Consider the following 16093-nt stretch of genomic DNA (forward strand, 5'->3'; position numbering starts at 1 on the left):
CGTCGCCAACCAGCCCCAGGTGCTGGCCGGTGTGCTGGACATCGAGGCCAGTGAAAAAGCTGCGCGCTTCGTCCAGATGTGTGACGCTTTTAACATTCCGATCGTCACCCTGCTGGACGTTCCGGGCTTCCTGCCGGGTGTCGACCAGGAGCACGGCGGGATCATCCGGCACGGCGCGAAGCTGCTGTACGCCTACTGCAACGCCACGGTGCCGCGGATCTCGCTGATCCTGCGCAAGGCGTACGGAGGTGCGTACATCGTGATGGACTCCCAGTCGATCGGCGCCGACCTGACGTACGCCTGGCCGACCAACGAGATCGCGGTGATGGGAGCCGAGGGCGCGGCCAACGTCATCTTCCGCCGCCAGATCGCCGACGCGCCCGACCCCGAGGCCATGCGCGCGCGCATGGTCAAGGAGTACAAGGCCGAGCTGATGCACCCGTACTACGCCGCCGAGCGCGGTCTCGTCGACGACGTGATCGACCCGGCCGAGACCCGGGAAGTGCTGGCCAAGTCCCTCGCGATGCTGCACACCAAGCACGCCGACCTGCCCTCCCGCAAGCACGGCAACCCGCCGCAGTAGCGCGGCGACCCCCGTAACCCGGCGGACTTACCGCGGTCACCCCGCGGACCCCTCAGCCACGGAGACTGACACCCATGGACATGCCTGACATCCGCGTCGAGAAGGGCCACGCCGAGCCCGAGGAAGTCGCCGCCCTGACGGCCATACTCCTGGCCCGCGCGGCGGCCCGCCCCGCGGACACCTCCCTGACCCGGCACGACCGGCACAAGGCCCGCTGGCGGCGCCTGGAGCGCGAGAACGGCTTCCACGCCCCGCACAGCTGGCGCGGCTAGGACCGGCCGCCGGCCGCCCGGAGACCTGCCGAAGATCGCCGAAGGGCCCCTCTCCTTTGCGGAGAGGGGCCCTTCGGCATGTCCGGGGCGGGTTACCGCAGGCGGGCCATCAGCGCGTGCTCGACCAGCGTGATCAGCGCCGACTTGGCGTCCGCGCGGTGGCGGGCGTCGGTGGTGATGATCGGGGTGTCGGGACCGATCTGAAGGGCCTCGCGGACCTCGTCCGGGTTGTAGGGCTGCTGGCCGTCGAAGCCGTTGAGGGCGATGACGAACGGCAGTCCGCTGTTCTCGAAGTAGTCGACCGCCGGGAAGCAGTCGGCGAGCCTGCGGGTGTCGACCAGGACGACCGCGCCGATGGCGCCGCGCACCAGGTCGTCCCACATGAACCAGAACCGGTCCTGGCCGGGCGTGCCGAACAGGTAGAGGATCAGGTCCTGGTCCAGGGTGATGCGGCCGAAGTCCATGGCCACCGTCGTGGTGGTCTTGTCCCCGGTGTGGGTGAGGTCGTCGATGCCCGCCGACGCGGATGTCATGACGGCCTCTGTGCGCAGCGGGTTGATCTCCGAAACGGCGCCGACGAACGTGGTCTTGCCCACGCCGAAGCCGCCCGCCACCACGATCTTCGCGGAAGTGGTGGAGCGACTTGGAGAAACCGGCCCTCCGCTAGAGCTTGCGAAGTCCACTGAGCACCCTTTCGAGCAGTGTCACGTCTGGCTGGCCGCCGGCGTTCTCGTCGCCGCCGGGCTGATGGATGGCGACCAGGCCCGCCTCCGCCAAGTCGGCGACGAGAATCCTGGCCACGCCGAGAGGGATCGTCAGGAGGGCCGAGATCTCGGCCACCGACTTGATCTCGCGGCACAGATGGCAGATCCGCTGATGCTCGGGCAACTGGCCCTGCATCTGGTGCGGTTGCGCGGTGGTGTGCACCAGGGCCTCGATGGCGAGCTGGTAACGCGGCCTGGTGCGGCCGCCCGTCATGGCGTACGGGCGGACCAGAGGGTTGTTCTGCGACGCCGGTGCGGGCATCGGCTCGGGGGAGTACCGCTGCGGCTGCACCGGCTGGATGCGCGGCGCCGGCGGCTGGTCGTACGGCGAAGGGCCGGGGCCCTGCGGGGCGTAGGGCTGCCGGTGCTGCGGAGCGGAGGGGTAGGCGTACGGGTCGACCGGGCCGTTGCCGTGTCCCTGGGCGGGACCGTACGACCAGTTGCCCGAAGCCGAACCACCTGGGTGTGTTGCCACTCTTACTCCTCCTCCGACTGCGCCGGGCACCCCACAGAGGGGAAGCCGCGTCCCGAAACCTTACGGCCCCGGGACACCGATACGCACCGTACGTCCTTCAGTTGAGAAGGCTTCCCTGGAGCTCCGCACGGAGATCCGGGGTGAGGACCGTTCCCGCGCGGTCCACGAGAAGGGCCATTTCGTACCCGACGAGACCGATGTCCGCTTCCGGGTGGGCGAGGACGGCAAGGGACGATCCGTCGGAGATGGACATGATGAAGAGGAATCCCCGCTCCATCTCCACAACCGTCTGGTTCACGCTGCCGCCCTCGAAGATGCGCGAGGCACCGGCGGTCAGCGAGGTCAGACCGGAGGCGACGGCCGCGAGCTGGTCGGCACGGTCGCGGGGAAAGCCTTCGGACATCGCCAGAAGGAGTCCGTCGGCGGAGACCACCACGGTGTGGGACACCCCGGGGGTGTTGTCCACGAAGTTGGTGATCAACCAGTTCAGGTTCTGTGCCGCCTGGCTCATCGGGCTCACACTAACGCTCCTGGTTGTAGGTGCTGTCAGGACCACTGTGTTCATTCCTTGTGGCCTGGCCGTTCTTTTCACTGCCCGCGCTGCGTCCCCGCTGCACGCCCTGGCGCAGGTTGCTCAACCTGCCCCGGACGTCCTCGGGGGCGCGGGAGACCTGTGGGCCGCCCTGCGGGGTCGATTCCGCGGTGCCCTCGACCAGGTTGGCCTTGGGCACCCGCCGCGGCAGACCGGAGGAGGTGACCCCGCCCGCCTTGGGCTTCTTGAGCTGCGAGGCCTGCTGCCACCGCTCGTCGTTCGCCGAACGCCAGCCGCTGCCACCGCCGTTGCCGTTGCTCTCCGCGTCCGGGGCCGGTGCCTGGGACACGGGCCCCGAGCCGTTCACGGTGCCCGCGGTGGAACCGCGGCGCGGCAGTCCGGCGTCCGTCAGTGCGTGTCCCGCCCCCGCGTCCGGCTCCGGCAGGCCGAAGCCCGTGGACTCGGCCCCGGGCGCCTCGGCGGTCTGCGCGGCGTCCGCCTCCGCCTGTGGAGCGTACTGCTCCGGATAGCCGTTCGGGTAGCCGTCCGGCTGCGGCCAGTCGTCCTGGTAGGGCTGCTGCGGGTACGCCTGCTGCTCCTGGTACCCGGCGTACGCGTCGGCCGGGTAGCCGCCGTTCTGCGCCGGGGCGCCGTCGGGCGCGTAGTACGCCTGCTGCTCGTACGGCTGCTGCTGGTCGTACCCCTGCTGCTCGTACGTCTGCTGGTCGTACGTCTGCTGGTCCGGGGCGTACGCGGCGGGCTGGTCGTAGCCGGGCTGCTGCTGCGGGTACGGCGCCGGGCCGGTGCCGTACGGCTGCTGCTGCCCGGTGGACTCCTCCGGGTGGGCGGCGGCCGGCGGACCCTCCTGCGGCGGGGACTCCAGGGTGGCGCGGCGCCCCTCGCGCTTGAGCGAGCGGCCGACCGGGTCCAGTTCCCGGATGTCGTCGGGGACCTCGGCGTAGCGGCTGTCGTCGAAGCCGAGTTCGGCGGCCGTGCGCAGCGACGGCCGGCCGTCCGCGCCCTGGCCCCGCTGCTCCTGGAACTGCTGCTCGGGGATGATCTGCGGAACGGTGAACTCGTCGCCGCCCACGCCCTGTTCGGCGCTGCCGCCGTGGGTGATGGCGTCCGGGAGCATGACCAGCGAGGTGGTGCCCGCCTGCTCGCCCGAGGGGCGCAGCTGGACGCGGACACCGTGCCGGTCCGCGAGCCGGCCGACCACGAACAGGCCCATGCGCTGGGAGATCGCCACGTCCACGGTGGGCGGGTTGGCGAGCTTGTGGTTGATGTCCGCGAAGTCCTCGGCGGTCAGGCCGATGCCCTTGTCGTGGATCTCCACCATGATCCGGCCGTCGGGCAGCCGGGTCGCGGTGACCCGGACCTTGGTCTGCGGCGAGGAGAAGGTAGTGGCGTTCTCCAGCAGCTCGGCCAGCAGGTGCACCAGGTCGGTGACCGCGCGGCCGTGGATCTCGGCCTCGGGGACGCCGGACATCTCGATGCGCTCGTACTGCTCCACCTCGGAGGAGGCGGCCCGCAGCACGTCGACCAGCGGGACCGGCTGGTCCCAGCGGCGGCCGGGCTCCTCGCCCGCGAGGACCAGCAGGTTCTCGCCGTTGCGGCGCATCCGGGTCGCCAGGTGGTCCAGCCGGAAGAGGTTCTCCAGCTGGTCCGGGTCGGCCTCGTTGTTCTCCAGGTCGGTGATCAGGGTCAGCTGGCCCTCGATCAGCGACTGGTTGCGGCGCGAGAGGTTGGTGAAGATCGCGTTGATGTTGCCCCGCAGCAGGGCCTGCTCGGCGGCGAGCCGGACCGCCTCGCGGTGCACCTGGTCGAAGGCGCGGGCGACCTCGCCGATCTCGTCGGTGGACGTGATCGGGATGGGCGCGACCCGGGTGTCGACCCGGCCCGGGTCGGTGCGCGAGAGCTGGTCGACCAGCATCGGCAGGCGCTGCTCGGCGATGCCGAAGGCCGCGTTGCGCAGCCGTCGCATCGACCGGCTCATCTGGCGGGCCACCAGACCGGCCAGGAGGAAGGCGGCGAGCAGCGCGACCACGACGACGGCGCCGGTGACGAACGCCGACCGCTTGGCGTCGGCGGCGATGCCGGACGCCTCGTCCACCGCGTTGTCGGCCATGTCCGACTCGATCTTGCGGTACGCGTCGAACTTGAGGGTGTTCACGGCCCACCAGTTCTGCGCGGTGATGCCCTTGCCCGCCAGCGCCTGGCGCTCGGACGCCTCGGTGCCCTTCAGTGTGGCGAGGGCCGTGACCATCTTCTGCGGGTCGGACGGCGGGGCCACGTAGTCGGGGTCCTTGGCCTTGGACTCCTCGGTCAGCGCCGCGGCCTTGGACCGGACCTCCTGGTTCTGCGCGTCGAGCTTGTCCGCGTCCGCCTGGGTGCCGCCGCCGAGGTACTCCTTGAGGGCGATGTTCTCCAGGTAGGCGTAGGAGGACAGGGCGATGCGCTGGCTGGCCAGGTTGCCGCCGTCCGGGCCGGGCGCGATCAGCAGGTGCATCCCGATGGAACGTTCCAGCGACAGCGCGGCCTGCGTCAGCGACATCGCGTAGACCGTGCGGCCGTAGGAGGTGATGTTGCCGGTGCCCAGGCCCAGCTCGTTGGCGAACTCCATCAGCGGGTGCGCGACCTGGACGTAGCCCTCCTCGGTCTGCACGCCGTTGAGCTTGGAGGTGTAGGCGGCGGCGCGCAGCGACTCCAGCTGCGGCTCGGCCTCCCGGAACAGCTTCAGACGGCGCTCCAGACCGGCCTTGTGCGGCATGCTCTTCGCGGCCTGGTCGAAGGCGTCCGCCGCCCGGTCGGTGAGGCCGCGGGCCCGGACGACGGCCGTGTCCTTCTGGCCCTTGCCCTGGAGCAGCGGAGCGGCGGTGGTGTCCCGCTCGTTGTACAGGGCGTTGGCGTAGGTGAGGGAGGCGCGCACCAGGCGCGCGGTGTGCTCGGCGTCCTGGGCGTCCTGCCAGGTGTCGATCGAGCTCTTGACCTGGAAACCGCCCATGACCAGGCCGACCAGTACGGGGATGAGCAGGATCGCGTTCAGCCGGGCGGGCACCCGCCAGTTGCGGGGGGAGAGGCGGCCCCCGGCCGGCGCGGGTGCGGCGGCCTGCTCGGCCGCGGGCACATGCGTGGGCGCCGCGCCGCGCGGCGGCGGGGTGAAGTTGCCCCGGGCCGACGGCTCAGGACCGTTCTTGCTTCGCCTCACTCGACCAACAACCTCTCGGCGGTCGGCACCTACGTTGTGCCGCAGTGTCTCAGAGCCCTGTCCGCCGTGGACGGACATCACGACCACTCGGTACCGCTCAGCGCGTCCTCGCTGAGCGGTACGTCGTCGGTCATGGGGCAGTTCAGGCATTCCAGCACGCCGACATGCGCTCTTCCAAACAGTGGAAAGCACCGATTGAGAGTGATGTAAGTCCCAGATAAAACGGTCATAAAGAACGAGCCGCGCCAAAAAGCGGGGATCTCGTGCGCACAGCGACACCGAATGTGCGCGACGCGTTGCGTCACCACCCGATTCTTCTGCCGAAACGTTATGAACGCCGAGGCCGGCCGTGTCCCACGACACAGCCGGCTCCGGTACGTCTACGGCAACTGCCGTATGGCCTTGCCTACTTGGATGCTAGGCGAAAGGTGTCCCCGGTGTCACCGCAACCGGGCCATCAGCGCGTGCTCGACCAGCGTGATCAGCGTCGACTTGGCGTCGGTGCGGTGCCGGGCGTCGGTGGTGATGATCGGCGCGTCCGGGCCGATCTGGAGCGCCTCGCGGACCTCGTCCGGCGTGTACGGCTGCTGGCCGTCGAAGCCGTTGAGGGCGATGACGAACGGCAGTCCGCTGTTCTCGAAGTAGTCGACCGCCGGGAAGCAGTCGGCCAGACGCCGGGTGTCCACCAGCACCACCGCGCCGATGGCACCCCTGACCAGGTCGTCCCACATGAACCAGAAACGGTCCTGCCCGGGGGTGCCGAACAGGTACAGGATCAGGTCCTGGTCGAGCGTGATGCGGCCGAAGTCCATGGCCACCGTCGTGGTGGTCTTGTCCCCGGTGTGCGTGAGGTCGTCGATGCCCGCCGACGCGGACGTCATCACGGCCTCGGTACGCAGCGGGTTGATCTCCGAGACGGCACCGACGAAGGTCGTCTTGCCGACGCCGAAGCCGCCCGCCACCACGATCTTCGCGGAGGTGGTCGCCCGGCCGCCGTCAGAGCTTGCGAAGTCCACTGAGCACCCTTTCGAGCAGCGTCACATCCGGTGCGCCACCGTTGTTCTCGTCGCCGCCCGGCTGGTGGATGGCCACCAGCCCGGCTTCGGCCAGGTCCGCGACGAGGATCCGCGCCACGCCCAGCGGCATCGCCAGGAGCGCCGACACCTCGGCCACGGATTTCACCTCGCGGCACAGATGGCAGATCCGCTGGTGCTCCGGGAGCAGTCCCATCAGCGCTGCCGGGTCGGCCGTGGTGCTGATCAGCGCCTCGATGGCGAGCTGGTAGCGCGGCCGGGTCCGGCCGCCGGTCATCGCGTACGGACGAACCAGCGGCTGGTCGCCCTCGTCCCCGTACGGCTCGGCGTACGGATCATGATGGGCGGTGGGCGGGGTCATGAATCCTCCGGGCGGGACAGCAAGTCGGTCGGGCGAGCCGTCGGACGAGGCCGGTGGGGGGATTGTGTCGGCCGGACGGTGATGTGGTGACGCGGGTGGTGCCGGGGCCGGTCAGTGGAGCAGACTGCCCTGTAGTTCAGCGCGCAGGTCGGGCGTGAGGACGGCCCCCGCGCGGTCGACGAGCAGCGCCATCTCGTAGCCGACGAGGCCGATGTCGCACTCCGGGTGGGCCAGTACCGCGAGGGACGACCCGTCCGAGACGGACATGAGGAACAGGAAGCCGCGCTCCATCTCCACGACCGTCTGCGCCACGCTGCCGCCCTCGAAGATGCGCGAGGCACCGGCGGTCAGCGAGGTCAGACCGGAGGCGACGGCCGCGAGCTGGTCCGCGCGGTCCCGCGGAAAGCCTTCGGACATGGCCAGAAGGAGTCCGTCCGCGGACACCACGACGGTGTGGGACACCCCCGGGGTGTTGTCCACGAAGTTGGTGATCAACCAGTTGAGGTTCTGTGCCGCCTGGCTCATCGGGCTCAACTAACGCTCCTGCTGGTGAGTGGGGCTCGGGAAGCTGCCCGTCTGGCCGGTGCCGGCCTGACGACCCTGTGCGATGCCCCGACGGAGATTGGTCAGCCGGCCGCGTACGTCGTCGGGCGCACGCGAGACCTGCGGACCGCTCTGGTGCTGTTGCTGCTGAGCCGTGCCCGGGACGAGGTTCGCCCTGGGCACCCGGCGCGGCAGGCCGGAGGTGGTGACGCCGCCCGCCGCCGGCTGCCGGACGCGCTCGGCCTGCCGGACGAGTTCGTCGTTCGGCGAGGTGCGCCAGGCGGAGGTGGCGGGACGCTGGGGGTTGGCGGGAGCCGGGGCGGTGGGGGGCGCTTCCGGGGCCTGCGGCTGCTGGGGCTGCTGCGGCGCGGCCTGCTGGCCCGCCTGCTGCTGCCGCTCACCGCGGAACCAGTTGGTCTCCAGGGTGTCGAACAGCGGCGTCCTGCCGTCGCCGGGACCCGAGGCCGGAGGCAGCGCCCACTCGTCGCCGGGCGCGCGGCCCGCCTCGGGCTGCTGCGGGGCCGGCGGACGCGGGGCGCCGAAGTCGGCGGGACCGGACGGCTGGGGCCGCTCGAACTGGCCGGTGGACGACGGGTCCTGACGGACCGGCAGCGCGTGCCCGCCCGTGGCGGAACCGTCGTGACCGGGCTGCGCGAACTGCCCCGTGGAGCCGTTGTCGTAGCCCTGCGGGGCGTGGAACTGGCCCGTGGAGCCGTTGTCGTAGCCCTGCGGGGCGGCGAACTGCCCCGTGGAGCCGTCGTCGTAGTGCTGCGGAGCGGCGAACTGGCCGGTGGAGCCGTTGTCGTAGCCCTGCGGGGCCGCGAACTGGCCGGTGTCCGCCGGGTTGCCCTGGCCGAAGCCGGGGCCGCCCTGCTGTACGGGGTTCTGCGGGGTCTGTGCCGGGCCGAAGATGTCCGAGCGGACGAACGCGCCCGGGTTCTGCCCGCCCTGGGCACCCTGGTCCGGGAACTGACCCGCGGACCGGCCGCCGTCGGCGTCCTGGCGCGGCGCCTCGAAGCCGGGGCGGCCGTAGGCCCCGGTGTCCGCCGGGCCGGGGCCCTGGCGGCTGTCGGGTCCGGGCAGCACCGGCATCTCGGCCGTGGCGGCCGGACCCCGGTGGTCCTCGATCCGCGGCATGCGGGAGGTCTGCGCCTGCTCCGCCTCGTCGTGGCCGCGCGGGGTGTCGGGCGCGCCGGGACCGGCGTTCTCGCTGCCCCAGCTCGGGGTGCGCGGCTGCGGGTTGCCGCCCGGCAGCTCCGCGCGCGGACCACCGCGCGACGGCAGCTGCGGCTGCCTGCCCTGCTCGCCGCCGTTCGGCCGGCGCGGCGGCAGCGCGCCGCGTCCGCCGCCGAAGGCGTCCGGCCGCTCACCGCCGAAGGCGTCCTGCCGGTTGCCGCTCTGCTGTCCCTCGCCGAAGCCCTGGCGGTTGCCGCCCTGACGGCCGTCGTCGAAGCCCTGCGGAGCGCCGGTGCGGGTGTCGTCGCCGAAGCCGCCCTGCCGGTTCCCCGGCTGCTGTCCGTCGCCGAAGCCCTGGCGGCCGCCGCCGAAGACGTCCTGCCGGGCGCCGCCCTGCTGTCCGTCGCCGAATCCCTGCGGAGCGCCCGGGGCCCGGCCGCCGAAGCCGGACCCGGCGCCCGCCGGTTCCGGACGGCCCTGCTGGGGCAGACCGGGACCCTGCTGGCCCTGGCCCTGGCCCTGCTGACCTGGCTGGCCCTGCGGTCCGCGTGCTCCGCCCGGAGCGCCGGGGCCGCCCTGGCGGCCACCCGTGCCGGGCAGCGCCGCCCGCGGACCCTGGCCCGCGCCGACCTGGCCGCGCTGGGCGCCGGGGCCGAGCCGGTTCGCACCGCCCGGCGCGCCCGCGCCGAGCGGACCGCCGCCCGCCTGACCGCTCTGGCGCCGCGCCGCCGCCGCGCCCGCGGCAGCGGCGGCAGCCGCCGGACCGCCCACGGACGGACCGCCGGCCTTGCCGGGGGCCGGCTTCTTGCCGCCCTGGGCGACGTCCACCGGCAGCATGACGAGGGCCGTCGTACCGCCCGAGTCGGACGGGCGCAGCTGGATGCGGATGCCGTGCCGCTGCGACAGCCGGCCGACCACGAAGAGGCCCATGCGGCGGGAGACGGAGACGTCCACGGTGGGCGGCGAGGCCAGCCGCTCGTTGATCGCGGCCAGGTCCTCGGGGGAGAGGCCGATGCCGGTGTCGTGGATCTCGATGAGGACCCGGCCGTCCGGCAGCGCGTGACCGGTGACCTTGACCTTGGTCTGCGGGGAGGAGAACGAGGTGGCGTTCTCCAGCAGCTCGGCGAGCAGGTGCACGAGGTCGTTGACGACGCGTCCGGCGACCTCGGTGGTCGGCACCGAGGCCAGCTCGATGCGCTCGTACTGCTCCACCTCGGAGGCGGCGGCGCGCAGCACGTCGACCAGCGGGACCGGGCGGGTCCAGCGGCGGCCCGGCTCCTCACCGGCGAGGACGAGGAGGTTCTCGCCGTTACGGCGCATACGGGTGGCGAGGTGGTCGAGCTTGAACAGCGAGGAGAGCTGGTCCGGGTCGGCCTCGCGGGACTCCAGTTCGGAGATCAGCGACAGCTGGCGCTGGATCAGGCCCTGGGAGCGGCGCGAGAGGTTGGTGAACATCGCGTTGACGTTGCCCCGCAGCAGGGCCTGCTCGGCGGCGAGCCGGACCGCCTCGCGGTGCACCTCGTCGAAGGCCGCGGCCACCTGGCCGATCTCGTCCCGGGAGTGCACACCGACCGACTCCACGGACGTGTCGACGTCCTGCGGGTCGGACTCGGAGAGCTGCTTGACCAGCTCGGGCAGGCGGTCCTGGGCGACCTTGGTCGCGGTCTCCTGGAGCCGGCGCAGCGAGCGGATCATGGAGCGGGCCACGACGAAGGCGCCGACCAGCGACACACCGAGGACGAGCAGGATCAGCGCACCGGAGATGATGGCGTCGCGCTCGGTGGCACTGCGCAGCGAGCGGGCCTTCTGCTCCATCTCCTCCAGCAGCGTGTGCTCGATCTTCTTCATCTGCTCGATCTTCGTCGAGCTGTCGTCCACCCAGTCGCGGTAGGAGCGCTTGCTCTGCTGGGCCAGACCGGTGGAGCTGTCCAGGGCGCGCTTGGCGTAGGTGTCCGCCGACTGGATCGTCGGGTTGCCCTCCTCCATGGGCTTGATCAGCTCTTCCGCGCCGTCGCCGTAGATGTTGCGGAAGCTGTTGATCTCGGAGGTCTGGCTGTCCAGCGCCGACTGGGCGTAGAGCCGGTCGTTCTCGGCGAGGTTGCCTGCGGAGGTGTTGTTCGCGGGCAGCGCGGCGGCGATGACGGCACGCTGGACGGAGGCGTACTCCTTGGCGGAGGAGAACGCGGACAGCGCGCGGGTGCGCTGGATCATCTCCGGGTTGCTGGTCGCCTCGGCCATGTCCTGGGAGAGGCTGAGCAGTTCGGTGATGAGCCGGTGGTACGCCTCGACGGTCTGGGTCGAGTTCCGGTCGTGCGCGTAGGCCGTCTTGCGGATGGAACCGAGGTGGTTCAGCTCGCTGGCGAGGCCGACCAGGGTCTCGCGCACGCCCTGGAGGTTGCCGCCCTTGCTGGCGCTGTCGATCTCCTCGGAGGCGGCCAGGAAGACCTCGGTGGCCCGGTCGGTCTTGTCCCGGAAGCCCTTGACGGTGATGGCGCTGGCGCTGGAGGGGTGCGAGAGCGGACCGGCGGACTGGTCGCGCTCCTCCTGGAGCGCGGCGGCCAGCTCGGTGGCCTGCTTGGTCATGTCCGTCAGCAGCTTCATGTTGTCGAGCTGCTGGATGTCGTCCAGGTTCTGGTCGATGCGCAGGGCGCCGAGGGTGGTCGCCGCGATCACGGGGAGGGCCAGCAGCGACACCAGGCGGGTGGAGATGCGCCAGTTGCGCAGGGCCACGCGCGAGCCGGGCCCGACGGGGGCCGGGGTCTTGGCGGACTTCTCGCTCTTCACGGACTTCGCCGACTTGCCGGCCGGGGCGGGGCCGCCGGGGTTGGGCGCGGTCGGGGAGGCACCCGCGCCGGGGCGCGCGGAGCTGTCACCGGACGGGGCCGGGCCCTGGTTCTGGGCGTGCGGGGGCGTGGAACCGACGGCCTTGGGGCCAGTCCCGCCCTGCGGCTCCGGCTCCGCCGAAGCGCTGCCATCCCTCTTGAAACGTCCCTGCACTAGCGTCGCAACCTCTGGACCAGGCGCCCTCCCGCGCGAGCGGGAAGGCGGTGTCGGCGTCGTGGGAAGCGCCCTGAAAACGCTCCCCGGTGGTCGTGAGTGACCGGCGCTGGTTCCCCCTTCTCGCCGCCCACTCGGCGCTGCGTTGCGCCCCCTGCGCGCCGGCTCGATCCCGCGGCGGTCCGTGGCATTCCAGCACAGTGCAGGATCTCCAACAAGGCATGTGGGCCAGCCTGTGACCTCTGTGACAGCGCGTGAGGACCGAGTTACGAGATGTGGAAAGCGGTACCCCGCATACCGGGCATATCTCTACGAGCCGCTGGGTCGCCACAGGTGTCCCAGTCGCCATGATCGGGAGCGGAATGGTGGCTTCAGTGGTCTTATGTCCGATTCGGCGGAGCGCAATCCGGTCGGTAATTGTCCGGATTGTGGATCACGCCGTGAGCAAACTCACATGGAGATCACGGTCTCTTCCCGTCTTCGGCCGGGAATCGCGCGTTTAGCCTGACGCTTTACACAAGGCGTGCAACTGCCCACCCGCGCCCGCGCGGGGGTCCCGAGGCCCTCCAGGCGCCTGTCCACGACAAGGTCTGCTACCACCGTGAAGACGACGATGATGTTCCGCAACATAGCCAACCCCCGACGCACCACGCTGGCGCACCTGGAGGACGCCGAAGCGCTGGAGACGCCGGAGGCGCCGGAGCACCCCGTGACCCTCCCCGCGCAGACCGCCAACCCGCGCCGCACCGTCCTCATGGAGATCCCGGTGGCGGCCGCGGTCGCGGAGTAGACCCCGGCGGGCACCGCCCGCACCCGCTCGCACAGCCGTACGCCGAAGGGGCACCCCACACCGAGGGGGGTGCCCCTTCGGCGTACCCGCGCCACCGGTGCGCGAGGCGCGGGCCGGTGGCCGCGTTAGCCTGGAGCGTCAGACTCCCGCCAGCTCAGTCAAGGGGCCAAGCAACCCGTGCGCATCGCCAGGTTCTCCATCGACGGGAACGTCGCCTTCGGCGCGGTCGAGGGCGACCAGCCGGACCAGCTCGTCCTCGACATCATCAAGGGCATCCCGTTCGCGGACTTCGAGCTCTCCGGCACCAAGGTGCCGCTGAGCAAGGTGCGGCTGCTGCCCCCGGTGCTGCCCAGCAAGGTCGTCGCCTTCGGCCGCAACTACGCCGAGCACGCCCGCGAACTCGGCAACGAGGTGCCCGAGGCGCCGTTCGCCTTCTTCAAGCCGTCCACCTCCGTGACCGGCCCCGGCGACCCGGTCCCGTACCCCTCCTTCACTCAGGAACTGCACCACGAGGCGGAGCTCGCCGTCGTCATCGGCCGCATGTGCCGCGAGGTGCCGCGCGAGCGCGTCAAGGACGTGATCTTCGGCTACACCTGCGCCAACGACATCACCGCCCGCGACGTCCAGCGCCGCGAGAAGCAGTGGGCGCGCGCCAAGGGCTTCGACGGCTCCTGCCCGCTGGGCCCCTGGGTGGAGACCGGCATCGACCTGGAACGGGCGGGTGACCTGACCGTCCAGCTCACGGTCAACGGCGAACAGCGCCAGCTCGGCCGCACCAGCGAGATGATCCACCCCATCGCGGATCTGATCGTCAACATCTCCGAGGCCATGACGCTGCTCCCCGGCGACGTGATCCTCACGGGCACCCCCGCGGGGGTCGGCCCCCTCAGCGTCGGCGACGACGTCGCCGTCACCATCGAAGGCATCGGCACTCTCACCAACAAGGTTGTCCAGCGTGGCTAGCGCATCAGGCTCCCCCGTCCGCGTCCGTTTCTGCCCCTCGCCCACCGGTAACCCCCACGTGGGCCTGGTCCGCACCGCCCTGTTCAACTGGGCGTTCGCCCGGCACCACCAGGGCACCCTGGTCTTCCGCATCGAGGACACCGACGCGGCCCGCGACTCCGAGGAGTCCTACGAGCAGCTCCTCGACGCGATGCGCTGGCTGGGCTTCGACTGGGACGAGGGCCCCGAGGTCGGCGGCCCGCACGCGCCCTACCGCCAGTCGCAGCGCATGGACATCTACGCCGACGTCGCCGCCCGGCTCCTGGACACCGGCCACGCCTACCGCTGCTACTGCTCCCAGGAGGAGCTGGACAGCCGCCGCGAGGCCGCCCGCGCCGCTGGCAAGCCCTCCGGCTACGACGGCCACTGCCGCGACCTGAGCGCCGGGCAGGTCCAGGCGTACGAGGCCGAGGGCCGCGCCCCGATCGTCCGCTTCCGCATGCCCGACGAGCCGATCACCTTCGACGACCTGGTCCGCGGCGAGATCACCTACCTGCCGGAGAACGTCCCGGACTACGGCATCGTCCGCGCCAACGGCGCCCCGCTCTACACGCTCGTCAACCCGGTCGACGACGCCCTGATGGAGATCACCCACGTCCTGCGCGGCGAGGACCTGCTCTCCTCCACCCCGCGCCAGATCGCCCTGTACAAGGCGCTCACCGAGCTGGGCATCGCGAAGACCACCCCCGAGTTCGGCCACCTGCCCTACGTCATGGGCGAGGGCAACAAGAAGCTCTCCAAGCGCGACCCGCAGTCCTCGCTGAACCTCTACCGCGAGCGCGGCTTCCTGCCCGAGGGCCTGCTCAACTACCTCTCCCTGCTGGGCTGGTCGCTCTCCGCCGACCAGGACATCTTCGGCATCGACGAGATGGTCGCCGCCTTCGACGTCAAGGACGTCAACCCCAACCCGGCGCGCTTCGACCTCAAGAAGTGCGAGGCGATCAACGCCGACCACATCCGCCTGCTCGACGTGAAGGACTTCACCGAGCGCTGCGCCCCCTGGCTGAAGGCCCCCGTCGCCCCCTGGGCGCCCGAGGACTTCGACGAGGACAAGTGGCAGGCGATCGCGCCGCACGCGCAGACCCGGCTGAAGGTCCTCTCCGAGATCACCGACAACGTCGACTTCCTCTTCCTGCCCGAGCCGGTCCTCGACGAGGCGAGCTGGGCCAAGGCCATGAAGGAGGGCTCGGACGCCCTGCTGCGCACGGCCCGCGAGAAGCTGGACGCGGCCGACTGGTCCTCCGCCGAGTCCCTCAAGGAGGCCGTCCTGGCCGCCGGCGAGGCGCACGGCCTCAAGCTCGGCAAGGCCCAGGCCCCCGTCCGCGTCGCCGTCACCGGCCGCACGGTCGGCCTGCCCCTCTTCGAGTCCCTCCAGGTCCTCGGCAAGGAGAAGACGCTGGCCCGCGTCGACGCGGCGCTGGCGAAGCTCGCGGCGTAGGCCCGGACAGCGACAGGGGCGGCACCCGCAGCGACCGGGTGCCGCCCCTTCGTGCTGCCCTCCCGCGTGCTGCCCGGCGGCGGTACCGTCGGTCCCATGGCGATCAGAGCGGTCCTGTGGGACGTCGACGACACCCTCTTCGACTACACCTCGGCCGACCGGGCCGGGATGCGGGCGCACCTGGTCGCCGAACGGCTGCTGGACGGGTACGGCACCGTGGACGCGGCGCTGGCGCACTGGCGGCGGATCACCGACGCGCAGTGGGCGCGCTTCGCGGCGGGGGAGACGACCTTCGAGGGGCAGCGCCGGGACCGGGTGCGGGTCTTCCTCGGCCGCCCCGAGCTGACCGACTCCGAGGCCGAGGCGTGGTTCGCGCGCTACCTGGGGCACTACGAGGGCGCCTGGGCCCTCTTCCCGGACGTGCTGCCCGCCCTGGACGCCCTCGCCGCCGGCCACCGGCACGCGGTGCTCTCCAATTCCAGCCTGCACGTGCAGGAGCGCAAGCTACGGGTCCTCGGGGTGCGCGACCGCTTCGAGGCGGTGCTGTGCGCGGCCGAGCTGGGGCTGTCCAAACCGGCCGCCGGTGCCTTCCACGCGGGCTGCGAGGCGCTGGACCTGCCGCCGCACCAGGTCGCCTACGTCGGCGACCACCCGGAGATCGACGCGCGGGGCGCCGCCGACGCCGGGCTGCTGGCCGTGTGGATCGACCGGGTCGGCGCCCCCGGCGGCGCCCCGGTGCGGCCGGACGCGCACCGGATCGCCTCCCTGTCCGAACTCCCCGCGGTGCTCGGCGCGGATACCCGTTTTGGAGCCCCGTCCACCTTCAGGTAATGTTCTTCCTGCGCCGCGGGAGCGGGCCGGAAGGCCGGAAGCCCGAGGCGCACTACTAGAACAAGAACCCCATCGGGGCTTGCGTTC

At 71.6% G+C, this 16093-nt stretch carries 14 protein-coding genes; 6 read left to right on the top strand and 8 right to left on the bottom strand.

The genetic code is table 11. The features are described from left to right. Window positions 1–583 (top strand): carboxyl transferase domain-containing protein (locus tag B086_RS0118315; protein ID WP_018567889.1); only part of this gene is annotated, 583 nt, incomplete at its 5' end. 74 nt (window positions 584–657) lie between these two features. Continuing rightward, window positions 658–855, top strand: coding sequence for an acyl-CoA carboxylase epsilon subunit (locus B086_RS0118320; RefSeq protein WP_018567890.1), 198 nt, complete (start codon window positions 658–660; stop codon window positions 853–855). A gap of 92 nt (window positions 856–947) precedes the next feature. Here the strand turns inward: B086_RS0118320 and B086_RS0118325 are convergent, their stop codons facing one another. The 8 genes from B086_RS0118325 to B086_RS0118360 form a co-directional block, all read right to left on the bottom strand. Next, complete coding sequence (locus B086_RS0118325) at window positions 948–1538, bottom strand: GTP-binding protein (RefSeq protein ID WP_026252548.1); 591 nt, start codon at window positions 1536–1538, stop codon at window positions 948–950. After that, complete coding sequence (locus B086_RS0118330) at window positions 1519–2094, bottom strand: DUF742 domain-containing protein (RefSeq protein ID WP_018567892.1); 576 nt, start codon at window positions 2092–2094, stop codon at window positions 1519–1521. Before B086_RS0118330 ends, B086_RS0118325 begins: the two co-directional genes overlap by 20 nt. Window positions 2095–2191: 97 nt before the next feature. After that, the gene (locus B086_RS0118335; RefSeq protein ID WP_033321188.1) at window positions 2192–2605 is read right to left on the bottom strand and encodes a roadblock/LC7 domain-containing protein; all 414 of its coding nucleotides are present in this window, start codon (window positions 2603–2605) and stop codon (window positions 2192–2194) included. Window positions 2606–2615: 10 nt separating this feature from the next. After that, complete coding sequence (locus B086_RS0118340) at window positions 2616–5834, bottom strand: nitrate- and nitrite sensing domain-containing protein (protein WP_018567894.1); 3219 nt, start codon at window positions 5832–5834, stop codon at window positions 2616–2618. A 440-nt stretch (window positions 5835–6274) separates the two neighbouring features. Further along, window positions 6275–6850 (bottom strand): GTP-binding protein, encoded by a 576-nt coding sequence (locus B086_RS0118345; protein ID WP_018567895.1) that lies wholly within the window; start codon window positions 6848–6850, stop codon window positions 6275–6277. After that, window positions 6831–7229 carry a DUF742 domain-containing protein gene (locus B086_RS0118350; protein WP_009190816.1) on the bottom strand — a complete coding sequence of 133 codons (399 nt, stop codon included), beginning with the start codon at window positions 7227–7229 and terminating at the stop codon, window positions 6831–6833. The genes B086_RS0118345 and B086_RS0118350 overlap by 20 nt, the downstream gene beginning before the upstream one ends. A 111-nt stretch (window positions 7230–7340) precedes the next feature. Next, window positions 7341–7754: a roadblock/LC7 domain-containing protein gene (locus B086_RS0118355; RefSeq protein WP_003993189.1), complete on the bottom strand. Its 414-nt coding sequence runs from the start codon at window positions 7752–7754 to the stop codon at window positions 7341–7343. Window positions 7755–7763: 9 nt separating this feature from the next. Continuing rightward, the gene (locus tag B086_RS0118360) at window positions 7764–11945 is read right to left on the bottom strand and encodes a nitrate- and nitrite sensing domain-containing protein (protein WP_018567896.1); all 4182 of its coding nucleotides are present in this window, start codon (window positions 11943–11945) and stop codon (window positions 7764–7766) included. 601 nt (window positions 11946–12546) lie between these two features. Here B086_RS0118360 and B086_RS0118365 point away from each other — a divergent pair. The 4 genes from B086_RS0118365 to B086_RS0118380 all read left to right on the top strand — a co-directional run bounded on the left by B086_RS0118365 (window position 12547) and on the right by B086_RS0118380 (window position 16006). Then, the gene (locus B086_RS0118365) at window positions 12547–12735 is read left to right on the top strand and encodes a hypothetical protein (protein ID WP_018567897.1); all 189 of its coding nucleotides are present in this window, start codon (window positions 12547–12549) and stop codon (window positions 12733–12735) included. Window positions 12736–12912: 177 nt separating this feature from the next. Further along, window positions 12913–13698, top strand: a complete 786-nt coding sequence (locus tag B086_RS0118370) for a fumarylacetoacetate hydrolase family protein (protein ID WP_018567898.1) — start codon at window positions 12913–12915, stop codon at window positions 13696–13698. Then, window positions 13691–15175, top strand: a complete 1485-nt coding sequence (gene gltX, locus B086_RS0118375) for a glutamate--tRNA ligase (protein ID WP_078531131.1) — start codon at window positions 13691–13693, stop codon at window positions 15173–15175. Before B086_RS0118370 ends, gltX begins: the two co-directional genes overlap by 8 nt. Before the next feature lie 96 nt (window positions 15176–15271). Continuing rightward, complete coding sequence (locus B086_RS0118380; protein WP_026252550.1) at window positions 15272–16006, top strand: HAD family hydrolase; 735 nt, start codon at window positions 15272–15274, stop codon at window positions 16004–16006. Window positions 16007–16093 lie beyond the last annotated feature (87 nt).

It is taken from the genome of Streptomyces sp. PsTaAH-124 (assembly GCF_000373685.1).
Classification (GTDB): domain Bacteria; phylum Actinomycetota; class Actinomycetes; order Streptomycetales; family Streptomycetaceae; genus Streptomyces; species Streptomyces andamanensis.